The organism is Nocardia sp. NPDC003482, from assembly GCF_053588115.1.
Genome location: NZ_JBSFPI010000009.1, coordinates 63,850 through 80,610, shown reverse-complemented (window position 1 = coordinate 80,610; position 16,761 = coordinate 63,850). Strand labels below are relative to the sequence as shown.

Here is a 16,761-nt window from a genome sequence, read left to right as displayed (position 1 = left end):
GATCATGGACCTCGAGGTGCCGTCGGCGCTCGCGCCCGGAGTCGCGCCGCCCGCCCGAATCGAGGTGGGCGAGTTGCTGCTTCGCGCTTGGCGGCCGGAGGATCTGGTGCCCCGATTCGAGGCCGTCGCCGACTCGTTCGACCACCTGCATCCGTGGATGGACTGGCTCGCCGAGCCGACCACACTGGATCGGCAACGCGAATGGGATCGCGCCCGGGGACACGGCTGGCCGAGTGACGACCGCGGCTTCCATTACGGCGTCTTCGCACCCGACGGTCTCCTGCTCGGCGCGATGAGCCTGCACGATCGGCTCGGCCCGCCCGCGATGGAGATCGGCTACTGGTGCCGGGCCGGGCACACCGGCCGCGGCGTGATCACCCGCTGCGCCGACGCCCTGACCCGGATCACGCTGTCGCTGCCCGGCATCGAGCGCGTCGAAATCCATTGCGACGCCGCCAATCTGCGCAGCGCCGCGGTCCCCCGACGGCTCGGCTACGAACTCGATCGCGTCGAACCACGGCCACGCCGCGCTCCGGCGGAGTCCGGTCGCGGCATGTGCTGGATCAAGCGGCGAACCCTTGGACCACACGGTCCAGACAGCGGTACCGTCGAGGGGTGAGACTCACCCCCAAGGGGCAGGCCACCCGGCAGCGCATCGTGGAGGGGGCCGCGCTGCATCTGCGCGGCGACGATCCGGGCAATGTGACGCTGGACGACATCCGGGCCATCACCGGGACCAGCAAGGGGCAGATCTTCCACTACTTCCCGGGCGGCAAGGAGGAACTCCTCGTCGCGGTCGCGCGGTACGAGGCCGAGCGCGTACTCGAAGATCAGCGGCCGCATCTCGACGCGCTGACCACGTGGGCGGCGTGGGAACGCTGGCGGGACGCGGTGGTCGCGCGCTATCGGGCGCAGGGCAGGAACTGCCCGCTGGGCGCGCTCCTGCAGCAGGCCGCCGCCACGCCGGGCGCGGCGGCGATCGTCACCACGCTGCTCGCGCAATGGCACGCGCGGATCCGGGACGGGATCGCCGCGATGCAGGCCGCCGGGCTCGTCCGCCCGGAACTCGCGGCCGATCGGGTCGCGACGACCTTTCTCGCGGGGATCCAGGGCGGGGTGCAGATGCTGCGCACGACCGGTGACGCGACCTATCTGGAGACGACGATGGACACCCTCATCGAGTATCTGCGCGGGGCCTGAGTTTGGACTTGCCGGTCCAAAAATCCGCTCGTACCTTCGCCGGTATGACACGATTTTCCGGTAAGACCGCCCTCGTCACGGGATCCACGAGCAATATCGGCCGCGCGATCGCGACGGCCCTGGCCCGCGAGGGGGCGCACGTCGTCGTCTCCGGGCGCGACGACGGCCGGGGCGAGGCCGTGGTCGCCGCGATCCGCGCCGAGGGCGGGCGGGCCGACTACGTGCGCGCCGAGCTGGACGGCGGTTCCGCGGCGAGCCGGGCCCTCGCGTCGGCGGCACGCGATCGGCTCGGCGGTCGCATCGACATCCTGGTCAACAACGCCGGGATCTATCCGCCCTCGGCGACGCTCACCGACGACGACGAGATCGTGGACCGGCTCTACGCCGTGAACGTGAAGGCCCCGTACTTCCTCACCCAGGCGGTGCTTCCCGACATGATCGAGGCGGGCGGCGGCGTGATCATCAATCTCGGTTCCTGGGTGACGCGGCTCGGGCTGCCCGTGGGAGCGCTGTACGCCTCGACCAAGGGGGCGCTGGAGACCCTCACCCGATCCTGGTCCGCGGAGTTCGGCCCGAAAGGCGTTCGGGTGAACGCCATTTCGCCGGGCGTCATCCTCGCCGCCGATTCGACCGTCGCGCACCCCTCGGTCGAGGCGCTGATGCACGGCACCCCCGCGGGGAGTGCGGGCGCCCCGGAGGCGATCGCCGCGGCGGCGGTCTACCTCGCCTCCGACGACGCGGCCTTCGTCCACGGGTCCGTCCTCGACGTCGACGGCGGTCGGACCGGGGTGGCGGTGATCGCCGACGCGGCGACGGTCGGCTCCTGACGTGCACGGTTCAGGAGCCGAACTCCTCGTACAGCTCGGGCAGGAAGCCCGCGAGGTGGTTCATCTCCTGGCCGCAGTGCAGCATGAGGTCGCGGGCGAGGTCGAGGCCGGGCAACAGGTCCGCGGGGTCGGCCGCGGGTCCGCGTCGCACGGCCCGCGCGGCGTGCAGCGGATCGAGCGCGTGTGTTCCATAGAGGCGGAGGTAGAAGCGGCTGCGCATTTCGCAGCCACCGGCGACCGGACGTACCTGATGGGCCAGCCACCCCAGGTCGACGGGTGCGATCGCGCTGCCGACGCGGCCGAGGATCACCGTGTGCTCGTCGGGCACCGTGAAGCCGTGGGCGACCGGGTCGCGGAAGGCGATGGCGAGCTGTTGCAGTTTCGGGCCGATGTACTCGTCAACGTAGGAGATGTTGCCGATGTACTTCGCCCGATCCGGCAGCGGCGCGCCGACCCGATCGGCGGCCACCTCGGCGTACAGGTGCGCGTGCGGATGCCACAGTTTGTAGCGCGCGGACTCGACGAGATGCCAGCCGAACCACCAATCCCACATGGGCGCGGACACGCGCGGCATCTCCGTGCGCACCGCCACCCAGACGACACCGGATTCGGTTGCGCCGTAACCGGTTTCGATGGCCGAGTAGCCGCTCGGGGCGAGGTCGGTGACGAGGTCGGAGAAGGGCGGTATCGAGGCGGCGGGCGCGGGCGCGGCACGGTAGGCGTCGGCGACGGCGGGTTGCGGGGGCGCGGTGTGCTCGGCCATGTACCGCGCGTAGGGGCGGGTCCGATCCCGCGGCGAATAGCCGGGATAGCGGAGGTCGTCGTCGGATTCGTCGGCGTGCGCGAGTCCGGTGGCGGCGACGAATGCGCTTGCGGCACTTGCCCCGAACGCCAGCGCGCGACGACGGTTCACCCTCGATTGCCTCGGCACCGGCCGAGGCTAACCCGCTCCCGCCGCCGGTGCGGTGCGGGCCGGACGAGCCTGGGACATCTCACAACGGCGCGGAGGTGAACAGGTCGATGAGCCCGTACGGCGCGCGTTCCCCCAGGCACAGATCCAGGATCTCGTGCGCGTCGGCGTAGAACGCGGCGCCGCGTTCGAACATCGCCTTCTCGTAGACACCGAGGGCCGCCTCGACGTCGCCGGGGTGCGCGGCGATGGCCTCGCCGAGTTCGGCGCCGTCGAGCATCGCCAGATTCGCGCCGTCGCCCGAGGGCGGCATGAGGTGCGCGGCGTCGCCGAGCAGGGTCACCCCCGGCACCCGATCCCACCGATGCCCGTCGGGCAGGGTGTGGATCATGCGCGCGACCGGAGCGGTGTCGGCGTCGGTGATGAGCGCGGTGAGTTCCGGTGCCCAGCCGTCGAATTCGGCCGCGACGCGGGCCGTCGCGGCGGCGGGATCGGTGAAGTCGATCGCCGCGACCCACTCGGCCGAACGGTTCAGCTCGACGTAGGTGTGCAGCACCCCGCCCGCCTCGCGATGCGCGGCGATGCCCTGTCCCGGCGTGGCCGCGTACATCGCGCCCGAGCCGACCGCGGCGGCCGACGCGGGATGGCGTTCGTCCGCGTCGTGGAGGTAGGTCTCCACGAACGTCGTGCCGATGTACTCCGGCCGGGCGTCGGACAGCAGCGGCCGGACCCTCGACCACGCGCCATCGGCCCCGATCAGGAGATCGGTGATCGCCGTCGAACCGTTCGCGAAGCTCAGCTCGTGGCGGCCGTCGCCGAGGGACCGCACCGCGGTGACCTTGTGACACCAGCGCACGGTGCCCTCGGGCAGCGCGTCGAGCAGGATCCGGCGCAGGTCGCCGCGCAGCACCTCCGGGCGGCGACCCGAGCCGTCGTCGGGAAGGTCGAGCAGCACCGTGCCGTCCGGGCCGAGGACGCGCGACGCCTCGGCGCCCCGGTGGATGATCGCGTGGAATTCGTCGGTGAGACCGGCGGCGGCGAGCGCGCGCTGCCCGTCCTCCTCGTGGATGTCGAGCTGACCGCCCTGCGTCCGGGCCGCCGCGGACGCGTCGGCCTCGTAGACGGTCGCCGCGATGCCGTGGACGTGCAGAACGCGCGCGAGGATGAGGCCGCCCAGGCCCGCACCGACGATCGAGATGGTTGTCGTCATGGTCTTCTCCCTTCGTTGGAACGTCGTTCCAACATCCAGCTTGGAACAACGTTCCAGACATGTCAAGATGGATGGCGTGGCAACCGGAAAGCAGCGGAGCGAGCGGCGCGCGGACGCGCTGTCGAAGGAGCGGATCGTCGAGACCGCGATCGAGATCCTCGACACCGAAGGCGAGAACGCCCTCACCTTCCGCGCACTCGCCGCCCGGTTGGCCACCGGAGCGGGCGCTATCTACTGGCACGTCGCGAACAAGAACGACCTGCTCACCGCGGCGACCGAGGCGGTGGTGGCCCGCGCGCTGACCGAGGGCGACGACGCGGCCGAGCCCCGGCAGGCCATCCGGGACATCGCCCTGGGCGTGTTCGACGCCATCGACGCCCATCCGTGGGTGGGCACCCAGCTCACCCGCGAGCCGTGGCAGGTCGCCATGCTCTCGATCTTCGAGGGCCTCGGCGGTCACCTCCCGGCCCTCGGCGTTCCCGAACCCGCGCAGTTCGACGCGGCCTCGGCGCTGTTGAACTATATCCTCGGCGTCGCCGGGCAGAACGCCGCGAACGCGCGTGAGCACGCGCCGATGACCGACCGCCGCGCGTTCCTCGGGGCCGTCGCCGCGCGCTGGTCCGCACTCGATCCGCAGCGGTATCCGTTCCTGAACCGGGCGGCCGGGCGGCTGCCCGAACACGACGACCGCGAGCAGTTCCTCGCGGGCATCGATCTGATTCTCGCCGGGATCGAAACCCTCGCGGAGCCAAGCTGATTCACGCCGAAGCGCGGAAGCCCCGGCGATACGCCGAGGGCGAGCAGCGCATGGCCCGGGTGAAGTGGTGCCGGAACGTCACCGGGCTCGCGAAGCCGACGGCCGCGGCGACCTCCTCGATCGACATCGTGCCGCGTTCGAGCGGCGGCAGGCTGGCCCGGACGCGTTGCGCGACGACCCACCGCATCGGGGTGGTTCCGGTCCGCCGCTGGAACTGCCTCAGGAACGTCCGGCGCGCGAGATGGGCCCGAGCGGCCATGTCCCCCACCGTGATCGGTTCGGCCAGATGATCCAGCGCCCACTCCATGGCCCGCGCGACCCAGTCGTCGTCGGATTCGGGCACGGCGGTCGGCACGAGCTGGGCCTGCTCGCCCGCGCGGTGCGGCGGAACCAGCAGGTGCCGGGCGATCGTGTTCGCGACCCGCGCGCCGCGATCCGTGCGCACCAGGTGCAGGCACAGGTCGAGCCCGGCGGCATTGCCCGCGCCGGTGAGGATGTCGCCCTCGTCCATGTACAGCACATCGGGACACACCCGGATGTCCGGATGGCGGCGGCGCAGCAGCTCGGTGTACTGCCAGTGCGTCGTCGCCGCCCGGTTGTCGAGCAATCCGGCGGCGGCCAGCGCGAAGACGCCCGAACAGATCGAGACGATCCGCGCCCCGCGGGCGTGCGCCGCGCGCAGCGCCGCCACGAGGTGGGACGGGATCGCGCCGCTGGGATCCGGTACCCCGACGACGATCACGGTATCGGCCCCGGCGAACAGCTCGTCCTCGTCGATCGAACAGATCCGCAGGTCGTACCACGGCCCCTCGACATCGGGTCGGGTCACACCGAATACCTCGACCACAGAACCGAATTCGAAGGGCGCCATCCCGTCGAAGGCGAGGACGGAGACCGTGTGCCGCCCGTCGGAGGTTCCACCACGCATGGCACAATCTTAGCGATAGGGGGCGTTACTGCCACTCCCGGTCGGTCGGGCCACGAGCCATGATCTTGGTATCGGTAGGAACATCGAGAAGAGGTATTCCATGATCGTGCGCTCACTGCGAGAGACCGTCGGCACCGAACGCGAGGTGCGGGGACCGGATTGGATCAGCCGCCGCCTGATCCTCGCCCGGGAGAAGGCGGGCTTCTCCGTGAACGACACCCTCGTGCGCGCGGGGGCCGAGCTGAAGATGTGGTACGCCAACCACATCGAGGCCGTCTACGTCCTCGAGGGCACCGGTGAGGTCGTCGACGACGAGACCGGGCAGCGGCATCCGCTCGAACCCGGCGTGCTGTATCTGCTCGACGGGCACGAGCACCACACCCTGCGGACCATACCGAGTTCCGGGCGCTCTGTGTCTTCGATCCGCCGCTCACCGGCCGCGAAACCCACGACGAGAACGGCACATTCCCGCTCGTGCCGGAAGAGGACGCATGACCGGCACCGAGGGCGAACCGCGAAGCGGATTCGTCAGTGACAACAACGCTCCCGTCCACCCGGACATCATGACGGCCCTGATCGCCGCCAACGAGGGCCACCAACCCGCCTACGGCGCGGACCGGCACACGGCCCGGTTGCGCGAGGTGATCAAGACGCGGTTCGGGGAGCGCGCCGAGGTCTATCCGGTGTTCAACGGCAGCGGCGCGAATGTCGTTGGGCTGCAAGCGATGTGCGATCGCTGGAGCGCGGTGATCTGTCCCGCGTCCGCGCACGTCAACCTGGACGAGGGCGGCGCGCCCGAGAAGGTGGCCGGGCTCAAGCTGATCGCGGTCCCGACCGCCGACGGCAAGCTCACCCCGGAACTGATCGAGCCTTACGCGCGCGGCTTCGGCGTGCAGCATCACGCGCAGCCGAAGGTCGTCTCCATCACCCAGACCACCGAACTCGGCACCCGCTACACCCCGGGCGAGATCGCGGCGATCGCCGCCTTCGCCCACGAACGCGGCATGCTGCTGCACGTCGACGGCGCTCGCCTGGCCAACGCGGCCGCGGCCCTGGACCTGCCGCCGCGCGCGTTCACCACCGACGTCGGGGTGGACGTGCTGTCGCTGGGCGGCACCAAGAACGGTCTCATGTTCGGCGAGGCCATCGTGGTGCTGAATCCCGATGCGGTCCGCGGTGTGCCCTACCTCCGCAAGTCCGCCCTGCAACTGGCATCCAAGATGCGGTATCTCTCGGCCCAATTCGTCGCGCTGCTCGAGGGCGACCTGTGGTTGCGCAACGCGCGCCACGCCAACGCCATGGCGGCCCGCCTGGCCGCGGCCGTCGCCGACCTCCCCGGCGTCGAGATCCCGCGACCGGTGCAGGCCAACGCCGTCTTCGCCGTACTGCCCCCGGCGGTCATCGAACGACTCCTTCGCCGCTACCAGTTCGCCGTCTGGGACGAACGCGTCGGCGAGGTCCGCTGGATGTGCTCGTTCGACACCACCGAGGCCGAGGTGGACGCCTTCGCCGCGACGATTCGCGACGAGATGTCCGCCCATGCCGGGGAGTAGCTTGAACATATGTTCGAAGAACCGTAGATTCGAGGCATGTCGATACCGTTACAGGGATCGCTGTTCGACGACGCCGAGGACGCCTCCCTCGGGTCGTTGCGCGGAGTGCGCCGGGACAGGTTGAGCGACGGGGCCTGGGTGGATGTGCTGCCCGGCTGGCTCGGCGGGGCCGACGCGGTGTTCCAGCGGCTGGTCACCGGGGTGCCGTGGCGCGCGGATCGGCGGCAGATGTACGACCGGATGGTGGATGTGCCGCGGCTGCTGCGGTTCTACGGCGCGGACGAACCGTTGCCCGACCCCATCCTGGACCAGGCGCGCGCCGCGTTGACCGACCACTACCGCGCCGAACTCGGCGAACCGTTCCGCACCGCGGGCCTGTGCTACTATCGCGACGGCAACGACAGCGTCGCCTGGCACGGCGACACCATCGGCCGCGGGGCGACCACCGACACCATGGTCGCGATCGTCTCGGTCGGCGCGGCCCGCAGCCTCGCGCTGCGCCCGCGCGGCGGCGGGGCCAGCCTCCGCTACCAGGTCGGCCACGGCGACCTCCTCGTCATGGGCGGCTCCTGCCAACGCACCTGGGAACACGCGGTACCCAAGTCCCGCCGCCCGGTCGGCCCGCGCATCAGCATCCAGTTCCGGCCGCTCGACGTTCGGTGAGTCGCCCACGGATCCGGCGCTCCGAGCCCCGCTCGTCGCCCGATGAACGGGCCACGAGATATTCATCCCGAGGGCCACTCGTCGTTCAATGAACCGGCCACGAGATATTCGCCTCGAGCGCCGGTCGTCATCCGATGAATTGCCTACGAGATATTCGTCTCGGGCACCGCTCGTCATCCGATGAACCACCCACGAGATATTCGCCCCGAGGGCCACTCCTCATCCGATGAACCGCCCACGAGGTGTTCGCTCCCGGCAGGCCCCCGGTTAGATTGGGCGGTATGAGCACAGTAGGGGCGGGGCTTCTGGCCGTGATGCCGTTACACACCATCAGTGAGGTGCACGGCGAGAGCGGTTTACGGCAGCGGCTGGAACTGGAGACCGAGAAACTGACCGAACCGGAGCGGGTCGGCGCGGCCCTGGACCTGGCGTCACGGCTGCATGCGGCGGACCGCTACGGCCGCGAACCGTATGTGAATCATCTACTGCGCGTGGCGATCCGGATCGTCAGCCACTACGAGGTGCACGACACCGAGCTGGCGATCGCGGGCCTGCTGCACGACGCGGTCGAGGACCACGCCGCCGACCTCGCGGGCGAGCGATCCGGCACGCCGACCGAGGCGGCGCTGGCCGAACTCGACGACCGGTTCGGTCACCGGGTCGCGGATATCGTTGCCGCCGTGACCAATCCGCCCCGCGAACCGGGGGTGGACCGGCAGGAACAGTACCGCGAGCACGTCGCCGCCAGCCTGGACCGCAACCCCTGGGCGCGGGTGGTGAAGATCTCCGACTTCACCGACAACGGCGTCGGCATCGTCTACGCCACCGGCGGCGTGCAGCACCACCTGGCCACCAAATACCGTCCGCTGACCGATGTCTACCGCGAATTGGTCACCCGCCCCGACACCCCGCTCGCCGATCACGTCAAACAGCACATCCTCGACCAGCTCGACCGCGCCGACCAACGGTTCGACGCGATCCTCGACGAGGAGTAGTCAGGGCCGCCGCGCGAAGTCGGGGGCATGCTCGGGCAGCGCACCCCGCGCGACCAGGAACGGCGGCACATCGCGCACGATCGGCACGCGCCGGAAGACGCGCAGCGGCAACGGGGTTCGCGTCCGATTGGAGACGTTCAACCGTCCCGCCACCGCCGGGCCGATCACCACCCGATGCAGGACACGCTGCATGGTCTGCGTGATCACGGTCGGCACGATCCGGCGACGCTGCACCCGCGCCAGATCCGCGACCGTGACGTGTCCGGACCGCAAGCGCGGCACCAGGATTCGCGCGGCGGCCACCGCGTCCTGCACCGCCAGATTGATGCCGACACCACCGACCGGCGACATGGCGTGCGCGGCGTCGCCGAGACACAGCAATCCGTCGGTGTACCAGCGGTCGAGACGGTCGAGTCGCACCTCGAGCAGCTTCACGTGCTGCCAGTCGGGCACCGCGTCGATCCGATCCGCCAGCCACGCCACGCTGTCGGCCATGGCCCGCATGATCTCGGTGACCGGCCCCTGCCGCAGCGCCGGATCGCTGCCCTTCGCGATGAGCGTCGCGCACTGCCAGTAGTCGCCGCGGTCGAGCATGATCGCGACCCGGTCGGCGGTCAGCACCGGAACCGCGCCCGCGGGATCGGTGTCGTGGCGCGGGATGCGGAACCACCACACGTCGAACGGCGTCGCCCAGCGGCGTGAGCCCAGCCCGGCCGCGTCCCGCAGCACCGAACCGCGGCCGTCGCAGGCGAGGGTCAGCGCGGCCCGGATCTCGCCCGCCCCACCGTCTTTCGTGCGGTAGCGGACCCCGACGATCCGGCCGCCCTCGCGCAGCGGATCGATGGCCTCGGTGTTCATCCGCAACCGGAAGCTCGGTTCCCGGTCGGCGGCGCGGGCCAGCAGATCGAGCAGATCCCATTGCGGGACCATGGCGATGTACTTGTGCGGGCCGGGCAGGCGGTCGAATGTCGCGACCGTGGTCATGCCGCCGCGCAGCGGCAACTGCACACCCCGCAGACGGCGTTGCGGCAGTTTCGCGAACTCCTCCCCCAGACCGAGTTCGTCGAGCAGATCGAGGGTGGTGGGATGCACTGTGTCGCCGCGGAAGTCGCGCAGGAAGTCACCGTGCTTCTCGAGAACGGTGACGTCCACCCCGGCGCGGGCCGCCAGCAGAGCGAAGACGATCCCGGCGGGGCCGCCCCCGGCGACCAGACAGGTCGTGCGTTCCATCGGGACATCCCTTCGGTCGCGACGCGCTGTCCCGATGGTAGTTCACGCGGCGGCCCGCTCGCTCAGACGCTTTCGCGGCGCAGGATGAAGAAGTACGGCTCCGGCATACCGCGCAGATCCATCACGCCCAGCAGGGTCTGATCGTCCACCAGCCGGAAGATGTCGATGATCGGCAGATGGTCGTAGATCATTGCGGCGCTGATCTTTCCGCGGAACTCCACATTACGCAGCCGGGCGCGCGACGGGCGGGTGCGCAGCAGTGGGCGCAGGATCGGCAGCAGGGCGCGGGCGGCGCGCACCCCGGACAGCGGAATCCGACCGGCCAGCGCGAGCGGCACCCGACGGGGATCGACGGCGAACACGGCCGCGTCCCGCCCGGCGAACAGCAACGGCTGCACCGCGTCGGGGCTGTCGAACTGCTTTCCGTACCAACCGGATTCGATGAGGACCCCGGCGAACGGGTGCCCGGTGTCGAGTTCGTCGCCGCGCCAGCGGCCGGTGGTGATCTCGTCGACCCGGACCGCGGGCAGGGAGTCGAACAGTTCCCACGCCTCCTCGGGCGTGCAGCCCTCATCCTGCAACTCGCGTAAGCGCGCGGCGGGCGTCTCGACGCTGGCCATCCGTCCTCCTCCACGTAGCGACCGAATGACAAAGATCGTCTCACGATATCTCACCGGTTCCGCGGCACCGGCCGACGTGACCCAGGCCACGCCGCTCGGCTCTGGACCTCGAGCGCGGTTCAGGAACGACCATGGTGTCGTGACCATGCACGACACCGACGACATCGCCGCCATCCGCGCTCTCATCGGGCGTGTCGAGACCGGCTTCAACACCAACGACGCCGACCTCATGAGCGGCGATTTCACCGCCGACGCCACGGCCGTCAACGCCGCCGGAACCCTGATCCGCGGCCGCGAGGCCCTGCTCGAGGCCAGCCGCGCCGGCCTGGCCGGATTCCTGAAGGACGAATACGTCCGTTACGACCTGCTCGACGTCACCTTCCTGCGCCCCGATATCGCCGTGGCGCACAAGCACGCCCGAGCCACCACCGCCGACGGCACCCTCATCGACCGGGAGCCCGCCATGATCGCGCTCTACGTCCTGGTCAAGGAGAACGGCCGGTGGCGCACCGCCGCCCGGCAGAACACCCCGATCCCCCGGCCTTCATGACGGCCGGGCCGGCGGACGCCCACGCGCCCGCCGGTGCCCCCGCTGCGCCCACGTACACCCGGCAGCGGGGGCATTTCCTTCCGGTCCCCGTGTCCCTCATGGTTACTGGGGGCTCGGGATTCGACATCCCCACGCTTACCGGACGCTCGAGAATTCGATGGCCCCCACGGTTAGCGCTCGAGAATTCGACGGTCCCCATAGTTACCCGGGCATTCGGGGATTCGACGTCCCCCACAGTTACCTGGCACTCGGGGACTCGACGTCCCCCGCGATTCCCTGGCACTCGGGGATTCGAGGCGTCCCGGTACTGGTCCGTGCGCGGCGGCCCTCGGCACGGTTCGGGCTACCCTGGGCGTTGTGCAGACCAGTCTCCTGCCTCATGTGGCCGCCGCCAACGCGTTGACCGAGCGGTGGTGCGCGGCCGCCGGTACGGACGACTTCGTCTTGTCGGGGTGTGGGGTGTGGCCCTTGCTGGGGGTGCTGGCGGGGGCGGCGAACGAACCCGCGCGCGCCGAATTGGCCGCCGCTGTGGGGCTTTCCGACGCCGAGGCGCACGAGGCGGCCCTGCGCCTGCTGTCGGAGCTGGACGGGGCCGAGACCATCGCGGGGGCGCTCGGGGTCTGGGTGCGCGAGGACGTGGAGCTGCGGGAGCGCTGGGCGCGCTCGTTGCCGGACGGGACGGTCGAGAAGCTCACCGACCAGGCGGCGCTCGACGGGTGGGCCGACCAGCACACGGGCGGACTCATCCGGCGGTTCCCGCTCGACGTCACGCCCGAGACGCTGCTCGTGCTCGCGACCGCGATCGTGGCGCGCACCGCGTGGCGCGACACCTTCGACGAGGATGTGCTCGAGCCGCAGGACGGCCCCTGGCAAGGACATCGCGGCCCGGCGCTGGCGCGCAATTCCCATCAGCTGGACGATGTTTCGCTCCTGACGGCGGCGACGCCGGTGACCCGCGTGGTGGTCCGCGGCATCGGCGACCTCGATGTGCACCTGCTGAGCGGCCACGGCGAACCCGCCGAAGTCCTCGGCGCGGGGCTCGGGGCGCTGGACGGCTCGGTGGCGGTGCGCACCGACTTGCCGGTCGGCACCGAAGGACCCGGCCTGCGCGTCCGCGACACCCGGGCGGTATTCGACACCCTGCGAATCCAGCTGCCACCGTTCGAGATCCGCTCCAGCCACAGTCTGCTCGCGCACGCCGAGCTGTTCGGGCTGCGCACGGCCGCCGACGGCAGCGCCCAGCGTTTCCCCGAGATCTCGCCGACGCCGCTGTATGTCGCCGAGGCCGCCCAGAACGCGCTCGCCCGCTTCACCCGGGAGGGTTTCGAGGCCGCCGCCGTGACCGCGGTGACACTGGCCCGGGCGGCCGCGATGCATCGACCCCGGCCCGCTCTCGAGATCTCGGTGACCTTCGATCGACCGTTCGGATTCCTGGCCGTGCACCGGCCCACGGGACTGGTGATCGTGGCCGGGTGGGTGGCCCGGCCGCCTGCCTGAGCGCCGCATGCCGCAACGGATCGACACCGAGCGGATCGCGTCGGCGGCCGAGCCGCGCCTGCGGCGACTGAGCACGCTCGATTGGATTCGCCTGGCGCTGTTGGGAATCGGGCTGCTGTGCGTGGCGACCGGCCTGCTGCCGCGCGCCGAGGCCGCCGCCAATCTGCGCCGCGTCGGGCCGCTGCTGTTGTTCCTGGGCAGCGTGATCGTGCTCGCCCACCTCGCGCGCCGGGCCCTGGTGTTCGATGTGATCGCGCATCGGCTGGCGATCATCGGGCGGGGGCGTTATCCGATCCTGTTCGTGCTGTGCGTGCTGTTCGCCGCGACCACGACCATGGTGCTGAATCTGGACACCACCGCGGTGCTGCTCACCCCGGTCATGCTCGCGCTGGCCCGGCCCGCCCGCATCCCGCCGCTGCCGTTGGCCATGACGACGCTGTGGCTGGCCAATACCGCGAGCCTGGTACTGCCGGTCTCCAACCTCACCAACCTGCTGGCCGCCGACCGCGTCGGCCTGGACGGCACCGCCTTCGCGGCGAGAATGTGGCTGCCGCAACTGGTTTCGGTGCTGCTGACCATGCTGTTCCTATGGATCTGGTACTGGCGGCGCCGACACCGGGACAACGATCGCTACCTGCCGCCCGAACCCGTCCGTCCCGGCGACGGGCGGCAACGGGCGCTGTTCGCCGTGACCGGCGTGGCGTGTCTGCTGTTCATCGCGGCCATCCCGATCGTCGGTGACAGCATCGGCATCGCGGCCGCCGCGGCCGCGCTCGTTGCCGTGGCGGCCTTCGCGATCTGGGATCGCGGCGCGCTGCGCTGGTCACTGATCCCCTGGCAGTTGCTGATCTTCGTGGTCGGGCTGTTCCTGGTGATCCCGACCCTCGGCCGGTTCGGCCTGTCCGATCTCATGGGACACCTGATCGGTACCGACGCCGGAGCGGTAGGGGCGTATCGCGCGGCGGCGGCGGGGGCGGGCCTGTCCAATGTGGCCAACAATCTGCCCGCCTACACCGCCGGGGAGGCGGTGGTGCCGCACGGCAACGGAAATCAGTTGCTGGCGTTGCTGATCGGCACCAATGTCGGCGCGATCGTCACGCCCTGGGCCTCGCTGGCCACGCTGTTGTGCCTCGAGTTCTGCCGCACGCACGGGGTGCGGGTGCCGATGGTCCGGTTCGTGCTCACCGGGGCGGGGCTGGCGATCTGCGCGACCGCGGCGGCCGTGGCCATGCTGTACGTCACCGGCTGAGTCCGCTCAGCCCGTGACGTCCCATTCGTACACGGTGAGTTCCGAGGCGCCGGTGGTGTGAATGGGATCGGTGCTCACCAATTCCCGTGCCGCCGTGAGGTTTTCGGCCCGCACGACGTAGGCGCCGCCGCTGCCGTCGGTGAATCCGCCGCTGCAATCGAGCTGATCGCGGGCCCGGACGTCGGCGAGCCACGCGCGATGCGGCTGGATCACCGACTCGTCCCACCGCGCGGTCCGCAGGGCCAGGACCAGATACTTGCGCATCACGCCTCGTCGTCGCGGACCCGGGTGGCGGCGGCCGCGGCCCGCACCTGCGGTGCCACCTGCACCACCTGACCGAGCACGCCGTTGACGAATCCCGGCGAATCGTCGGTCGACAGTTCCTTGGCCAGCTCCACCGCCTCGTCGACGGCGACCACGGGCGGTACGTCGGTGGCGTGGAACAACTCCCACACCGCCACCCGCAGCACCGCGCGATCCACCGCGGGCAGCCGCGACAGCGTCCAGTCCTGCAAGTAGGACTCGATCGTGCCGTCCACCCGATCCAGGTCGTCGGCGACGCCCTCGACCAGGGTGCGGGTGTACGGGTTCACCGGCGCCACCGACTCGTCGCGCACCGCCAGCCGCACCCGCTCGTCGAGCAGGTCGGCGGGATCGATGTCGCGGGCCTCGGCCTCGAACAACAGGTCGACCGCGCGTCGGCGCGCCTTGTGCCGGGCGCCGAGCTTCTTGTACGGGGACTTCTTGTCCCCGGGCTGATCCGCCACGCTCACCAGGTTAGGCGTTCACTCGGCCGAGGTAGCTGCCGTCGCGCGAGTCGATCTTCAGCTTGTCGCCCTGGTTGATGAACAGCGGCACCTGAACCTCGGCGCCGGTCTCCAGGGTGGCGGGCTTGGTGCCCGCGCTGGACCGGTCGCCCTGCAGGCCGGGCTCGGTGTGGGTGACCTGCAATTCGACGGTGACCGGGAGTTCGACGTAGAGCACTTCGCCCTCGTGCGTGGCGACCTGCACCGACATGTTCTCCAGCAGGAAGTTCGCGCTGTTGCCGAGCACCTTGTCGCCGATGTGGATCTGGTCGTAGGTGTCGCCGTCCATGAAGATGTAGTCCGACCCGTCGTGGTACAGGTAGGTCATGTCGCGCCGGTCGACATTCGCGATCTCCACCTTGACGCCCGCGTTGAAGGTCTTGTCGACGACCTTGCCGGAGACGACGTTCTTCAGCTTGGTCCGCACGAACGCCGGACCCTTCCCCGGCTTCACGTGCTGGAACTCGACGATCTGCTGGAGCTGATTGTCGATTTTCAGCACGATGCCGTTCTTGAAGTCGCTGGTGTCCGCCACTGTCCTCGGATCTCCTGTTCGTAGGGCAACCGGCGTCAGTCGACGACGGTCAAATCTTTGCTGGTGAGCGTGAGCAGCTCGGGGCCCCCCTCGCGAACCACGAGCGTATCCTCGATGCGGACACCGCCGCGGCCGGGGAAGTACACACCTGGCTCGACGGTCACCGCCACGCCTCGCAGCAGTGTACCCGTGCCGGTTTTGCCGACTGCCGGTGCTTCGTGGATCCGCAGGCCCACACCGTGACCCAGGCCGTGCACGAACAGCTCACCGTGCCCGGCCGCCTCGATGACCGAACGGGCCGCCGCGTCCACATCCGCGCACGCGACCCCGGGTTTCAATGCCTCCCGACCGGCCCGCTGCGACTCCAGGACCAGGTCGTACACCTCGCGCTGCCAGTCGCTGGGCGGACCGAGCACCAGGGTGCGGGTCATATCGGAGTGGTAGCCGTCGACGACCGCGCCGAAGTCCAGCTTCACGAAATCGCCCACGGTCAGCACGGCGTCGGTCGGACGATGGTGCGGCACAGCCGAATTGGGACCGGTGGCGACGATCGTCTCGAACGAGATCGCGTGCGCGCCGTGTTCGAACATCAGCCATTCCAGTTCGCGGGCCACCTGGCGTTCGGTGCGGCCGGGGCGCAGGCCGCCGCGCTCGAGCAGGGTCGCCAGCGCCGCGTCGGCGGCCGCGCAGGCCGCGCGCAGGCGTTCGACCTCGTAGGCGTCCTTGACCAGGCGCAACTGCTCCACCAGGCCGGGGGTGGGCGCGAATTCGAGCCCGGTGCCCCACTCCAGGAAGGAGCGGTGCTGGTCGACGGTGACGACGTGGCTCTCGAAGCCGACGCGGCCGGTCTGCCATTCCCCCGCCAGTTCGACCAGGCGGCGCGCGCTCGACCGCGCGATCTCGGCGCGTAGATCGGGAGCCTGCTCGCCGACCTGCGTGCGGTAGCGGCCGTCGGTGCAGAGGACGGTGCGCTCCTCGGCCCCGTCCCAGGCGTACACCAGCAGCGCGGCGTTGGATCCGGTGAAGCCGGTCAGGTATCTGACGTTCACCAGATCGGTCACCAGCAAGGCGTCGACCCTGTTCTCCACCAACAGGTCCCGCAGCGCGGCCCGGCGGGCCGCGTACGCGGGACGGTGCGCACCGTGATCAGACATGGCACCCACGCTACCGCTGCCCGCCGACAGGGCCCGCACCCCGTCGGTCGCGCCGCCGAAGCCGCCGCACCCGTCGT

19 protein-coding genes and 1 pseudogene are annotated in these 16,761 nt (G+C 70.4%); 11 read left to right on the top strand and 9 right to left on the bottom strand.

Annotated features, from left to right (window positions below):
* The first annotated feature begins 4 nt into the window (after positions 1–4).
* From ACWDSJ_RS15915 to ACWDSJ_RS15905, 3 genes are read left to right on the top strand one after another with little or no spacing between them, the layout of a single operon-like run.
* Positions 5–619: a GNAT family N-acetyltransferase gene (locus ACWDSJ_RS15915; protein WP_450032625.1), complete on the top strand. Its 615-nt coding sequence runs from the start codon at positions 5–7 to the stop codon at positions 617–619.
* Positions 616–1,200: a TetR/AcrR family transcriptional regulator gene (locus ACWDSJ_RS15910; RefSeq protein WP_450032623.1), complete on the top strand. Its 585-nt coding sequence runs from the start codon at positions 616–618 to the stop codon at positions 1,198–1,200. The genes ACWDSJ_RS15915 and ACWDSJ_RS15910 overlap by 4 nt, the downstream gene beginning before the upstream one ends.
* A gap of 44 nt (positions 1,201–1,244) precedes the next feature.
* Positions 1,245–2,027 (top strand): SDR family NAD(P)-dependent oxidoreductase, encoded by a 783-nt coding sequence (locus ACWDSJ_RS15905; protein WP_450032621.1) that lies wholly within the window; start codon positions 1,245–1,247, stop codon positions 2,025–2,027.
* Positions 2,028–2,037: 10 nt separating this feature from the next.
* On the opposite strand, the gene ACWDSJ_RS15900 is transcribed toward ACWDSJ_RS15905, so the two are convergent.
* Together ACWDSJ_RS15900 and ACWDSJ_RS15895 are read right to left on the bottom strand one after the other, a co-directional pair.
* Positions 2,038–2,940 carry a DAPG hydrolase family protein gene (locus ACWDSJ_RS15900; protein WP_450032620.1) on the bottom strand — a complete coding sequence of 301 codons (903 nt, stop codon included), beginning with the start codon at positions 2,938–2,940 and terminating at the stop codon, positions 2,038–2,040.
* Positions 2,941–3,019: 79 nt separating this feature from the next.
* The gene (locus ACWDSJ_RS15895) at positions 3,020–4,147 is read right to left on the bottom strand and encodes an FAD-dependent oxidoreductase (RefSeq protein WP_450032618.1); all 1,128 of its coding nucleotides are present in this window, start codon (positions 4,145–4,147) and stop codon (positions 3,020–3,022) included.
* A 67-nt stretch (positions 4,148–4,214) separates the two neighbouring features.
* Here ACWDSJ_RS15895 and ACWDSJ_RS15890 point away from each other — a divergent pair, with 67 nt between their 5' ends.
* Positions 4,215–4,904 (top strand): TetR/AcrR family transcriptional regulator, encoded by a 690-nt coding sequence (locus tag ACWDSJ_RS15890; protein ID WP_450032616.1) that lies wholly within the window; start codon positions 4,215–4,217, stop codon positions 4,902–4,904.
* 1 nt (position 4,905) lies between these two features.
* Here the strand turns inward: ACWDSJ_RS15890 and ACWDSJ_RS15885 are convergent, their stop codons facing one another.
* The gene (locus ACWDSJ_RS15885) at positions 4,906–5,832 is read right to left on the bottom strand and encodes a helix-turn-helix domain-containing protein (protein ID WP_450032615.1); all 927 of its coding nucleotides are present in this window, start codon (positions 5,830–5,832) and stop codon (positions 4,906–4,908) included.
* A gap of 100 nt (positions 5,833–5,932) precedes the next feature.
* Here ACWDSJ_RS15885 and ACWDSJ_RS15880 point away from each other — a divergent pair.
* The 4 genes and pseudogenes from ACWDSJ_RS15880 (at position 5,933) to ACWDSJ_RS15865 (ending at position 9,043) form a co-directional block, all read left to right on the top strand.
* Positions 5,933–6,327: pseudogene (locus tag ACWDSJ_RS15880) on the top strand (ectoine synthase).
* The gene (locus ACWDSJ_RS15875; RefSeq protein ID WP_450032613.1) at positions 6,324–7,385 is read left to right on the top strand and encodes a threonine aldolase family protein; all 1,062 of its coding nucleotides are present in this window, start codon (positions 6,324–6,326) and stop codon (positions 7,383–7,385) included. The pseudogene ACWDSJ_RS15880 and the gene ACWDSJ_RS15875 overlap by 4 nt, the downstream one beginning before the upstream one ends.
* A 36-nt stretch (positions 7,386–7,421) precedes the next feature.
* Positions 7,422–8,048: an alpha-ketoglutarate-dependent dioxygenase AlkB gene (locus tag ACWDSJ_RS15870; RefSeq protein ID WP_450032611.1), complete on the top strand. Its 627-nt coding sequence runs from the start codon at positions 7,422–7,424 to the stop codon at positions 8,046–8,048.
* Positions 8,049–8,329: 281 nt separating this feature from the next.
* On the top strand, positions 8,330–9,043 hold the full coding sequence (locus ACWDSJ_RS15865) for an HD domain-containing protein (protein WP_450032610.1): 714 nt from the start codon (positions 8,330–8,332) through the stop codon (positions 9,041–9,043).
* Here ACWDSJ_RS15865 and ACWDSJ_RS15860 read toward each other — a convergent pair whose 3' ends face one another.
* A complete protein-coding gene (locus ACWDSJ_RS15860) occupies positions 9,044–10,273 on the bottom strand; it encodes an FAD-dependent oxidoreductase (protein WP_387365484.1) in 1,230 nt (409 codons plus the stop codon).
* Positions 10,274–10,335: 62 nt separating this feature from the next.
* Positions 10,336–10,893: a DUF4334 domain-containing protein gene (locus tag ACWDSJ_RS15855; RefSeq protein WP_387365481.1), complete on the bottom strand. Its 558-nt coding sequence runs from the start codon at positions 10,891–10,893 to the stop codon at positions 10,336–10,338.
* 145 nt (positions 10,894–11,038) lie between these two features.
* Between ACWDSJ_RS15855 and ACWDSJ_RS15850 the strand changes: the two genes are divergently transcribed.
* The 3 genes from ACWDSJ_RS15850 (at position 11,039) to ACWDSJ_RS15840 (ending at position 14,189) form a co-directional block, all read left to right on the top strand.
* Positions 11,039–11,443, top strand: coding sequence for an SgcJ/EcaC family oxidoreductase (locus tag ACWDSJ_RS15850; protein WP_450032975.1), 405 nt, complete (start codon positions 11,039–11,041; stop codon positions 11,441–11,443).
* Positions 11,444–11,800: 357 nt separating this feature from the next.
* Positions 11,801–12,940 carry a serpin family protein gene (locus ACWDSJ_RS15845; protein WP_450032608.1) on the top strand — a complete coding sequence of 380 codons (1,140 nt, stop codon included), beginning with the start codon at positions 11,801–11,803 and terminating at the stop codon, positions 12,938–12,940.
* 7 nt (positions 12,941–12,947) lie between these two features.
* On the top strand, positions 12,948–14,189 hold the full coding sequence (locus tag ACWDSJ_RS15840; protein ID WP_450032606.1) for an SLC13 family permease: 1,242 nt from the start codon (positions 12,948–12,950) through the stop codon (positions 14,187–14,189).
* Positions 14,190–14,195: 6 nt separating this feature from the next.
* On the opposite strand, the gene ACWDSJ_RS15835 is transcribed toward ACWDSJ_RS15840, so the two are convergent.
* The 4 genes from ACWDSJ_RS15835 to ACWDSJ_RS15820 are packed head-to-tail and all read right to left on the bottom strand — an operon-like array spanning position 14,196 to position 16,684.
* Entirely contained in the window at positions 14,196–14,453 is a 258-nt protein-coding gene (locus ACWDSJ_RS15835) for a YciI family protein (RefSeq protein WP_387365472.1), read from the bottom strand.
* Positions 14,453–14,956, bottom strand: coding sequence for a transcription antitermination factor NusB (nusB, locus tag ACWDSJ_RS15830; RefSeq protein WP_387365469.1), 504 nt, complete (start codon positions 14,954–14,956; stop codon positions 14,453–14,455). Before nusB ends, ACWDSJ_RS15835 begins: the two co-directional genes overlap by 1 nt.
* Positions 14,957–14,966: 10 nt before the next feature.
* Complete coding sequence (efp, locus tag ACWDSJ_RS15825; RefSeq protein ID WP_387365466.1) at positions 14,967–15,530, bottom strand: elongation factor P; 564 nt, start codon at positions 15,528–15,530, stop codon at positions 14,967–14,969.
* Positions 15,531–15,565: 35 nt separating this feature from the next.
* Positions 15,566–16,684 (bottom strand): aminopeptidase P family protein, encoded by a 1,119-nt coding sequence (locus ACWDSJ_RS15820; RefSeq protein WP_450032603.1) that lies wholly within the window; start codon positions 16,682–16,684, stop codon positions 15,566–15,568.
* Positions 16,685–16,761 lie beyond the last annotated feature (77 nt).

Coding starts and splice junctions, on each gene's coding strand:
- ACWDSJ_RS15860 (WP_387365484.1), bottom strand. CDS start 10,273: ATGGAACGCACGACCTGTCTGGTCGCCGGGGGCGGCCCCGCCGGGATC.
- ACWDSJ_RS15905 (WP_450032621.1), top strand. CDS start 1,245: ATGACACGATTTTCCGGTAAGACCGCCCTCGTCACGGGATCCACGAGC.
- ACWDSJ_RS15850 (WP_450032975.1), top strand. CDS start 11,039: ATGCACGACACCGACGACATCGCCGCCATCCGCGCTCTCATCGGGCGT.
- ACWDSJ_RS15870 (WP_450032611.1), top strand. CDS start 7,422: ATGTCGATACCGTTACAGGGATCGCTGTTCGACGACGCCGAGGACGCC.
- ACWDSJ_RS15895 (WP_450032618.1), bottom strand. CDS start 4,147: ATGACGACAACCATCTCGATCGTCGGTGCGGGCCTGGGCGGCCTCATC.
- ACWDSJ_RS15915 (WP_450032625.1), top strand. CDS start 5: ATGGACCTCGAGGTGCCGTCGGCGCTCGCGCCCGGAGTCGCGCCGCCC.
- ACWDSJ_RS15890 (WP_450032616.1), top strand. CDS start 4,215: ATGGATGGCGTGGCAACCGGAAAGCAGCGGAGCGAGCGGCGCGCGGAC.
- ACWDSJ_RS15840 (WP_450032606.1), top strand. CDS start 12,948: ATGCCGCAACGGATCGACACCGAGCGGATCGCGTCGGCGGCCGAGCCG.
- ACWDSJ_RS15875 (WP_450032613.1), top strand. CDS start 6,324: ATGACCGGCACCGAGGGCGAACCGCGAAGCGGATTCGTCAGTGACAAC.
- ACWDSJ_RS15820 (WP_450032603.1), bottom strand. CDS start 16,684: ATGTCTGATCACGGTGCGCACCGTCCCGCGTACGCGGCCCGCCGGGCC.
- ACWDSJ_RS15885 (WP_450032615.1), bottom strand. CDS start 5,832: ATGCGTGGTGGAACCTCCGACGGGCGGCACACGGTCTCCGTCCTCGCC.
- ACWDSJ_RS15855 (WP_387365481.1), bottom strand. CDS start 10,893: ATGGCCAGCGTCGAGACGCCCGCCGCGCGCTTACGCGAGTTGCAGGAT.
- ACWDSJ_RS15835 (WP_387365472.1), bottom strand. CDS start 14,453: ATGCGCAAGTATCTGGTCCTGGCCCTGCGGACCGCGCGGTGGGACGAG.
- ACWDSJ_RS15865 (WP_450032610.1), top strand. CDS start 8,330: ATGAGCACAGTAGGGGCGGGGCTTCTGGCCGTGATGCCGTTACACACC.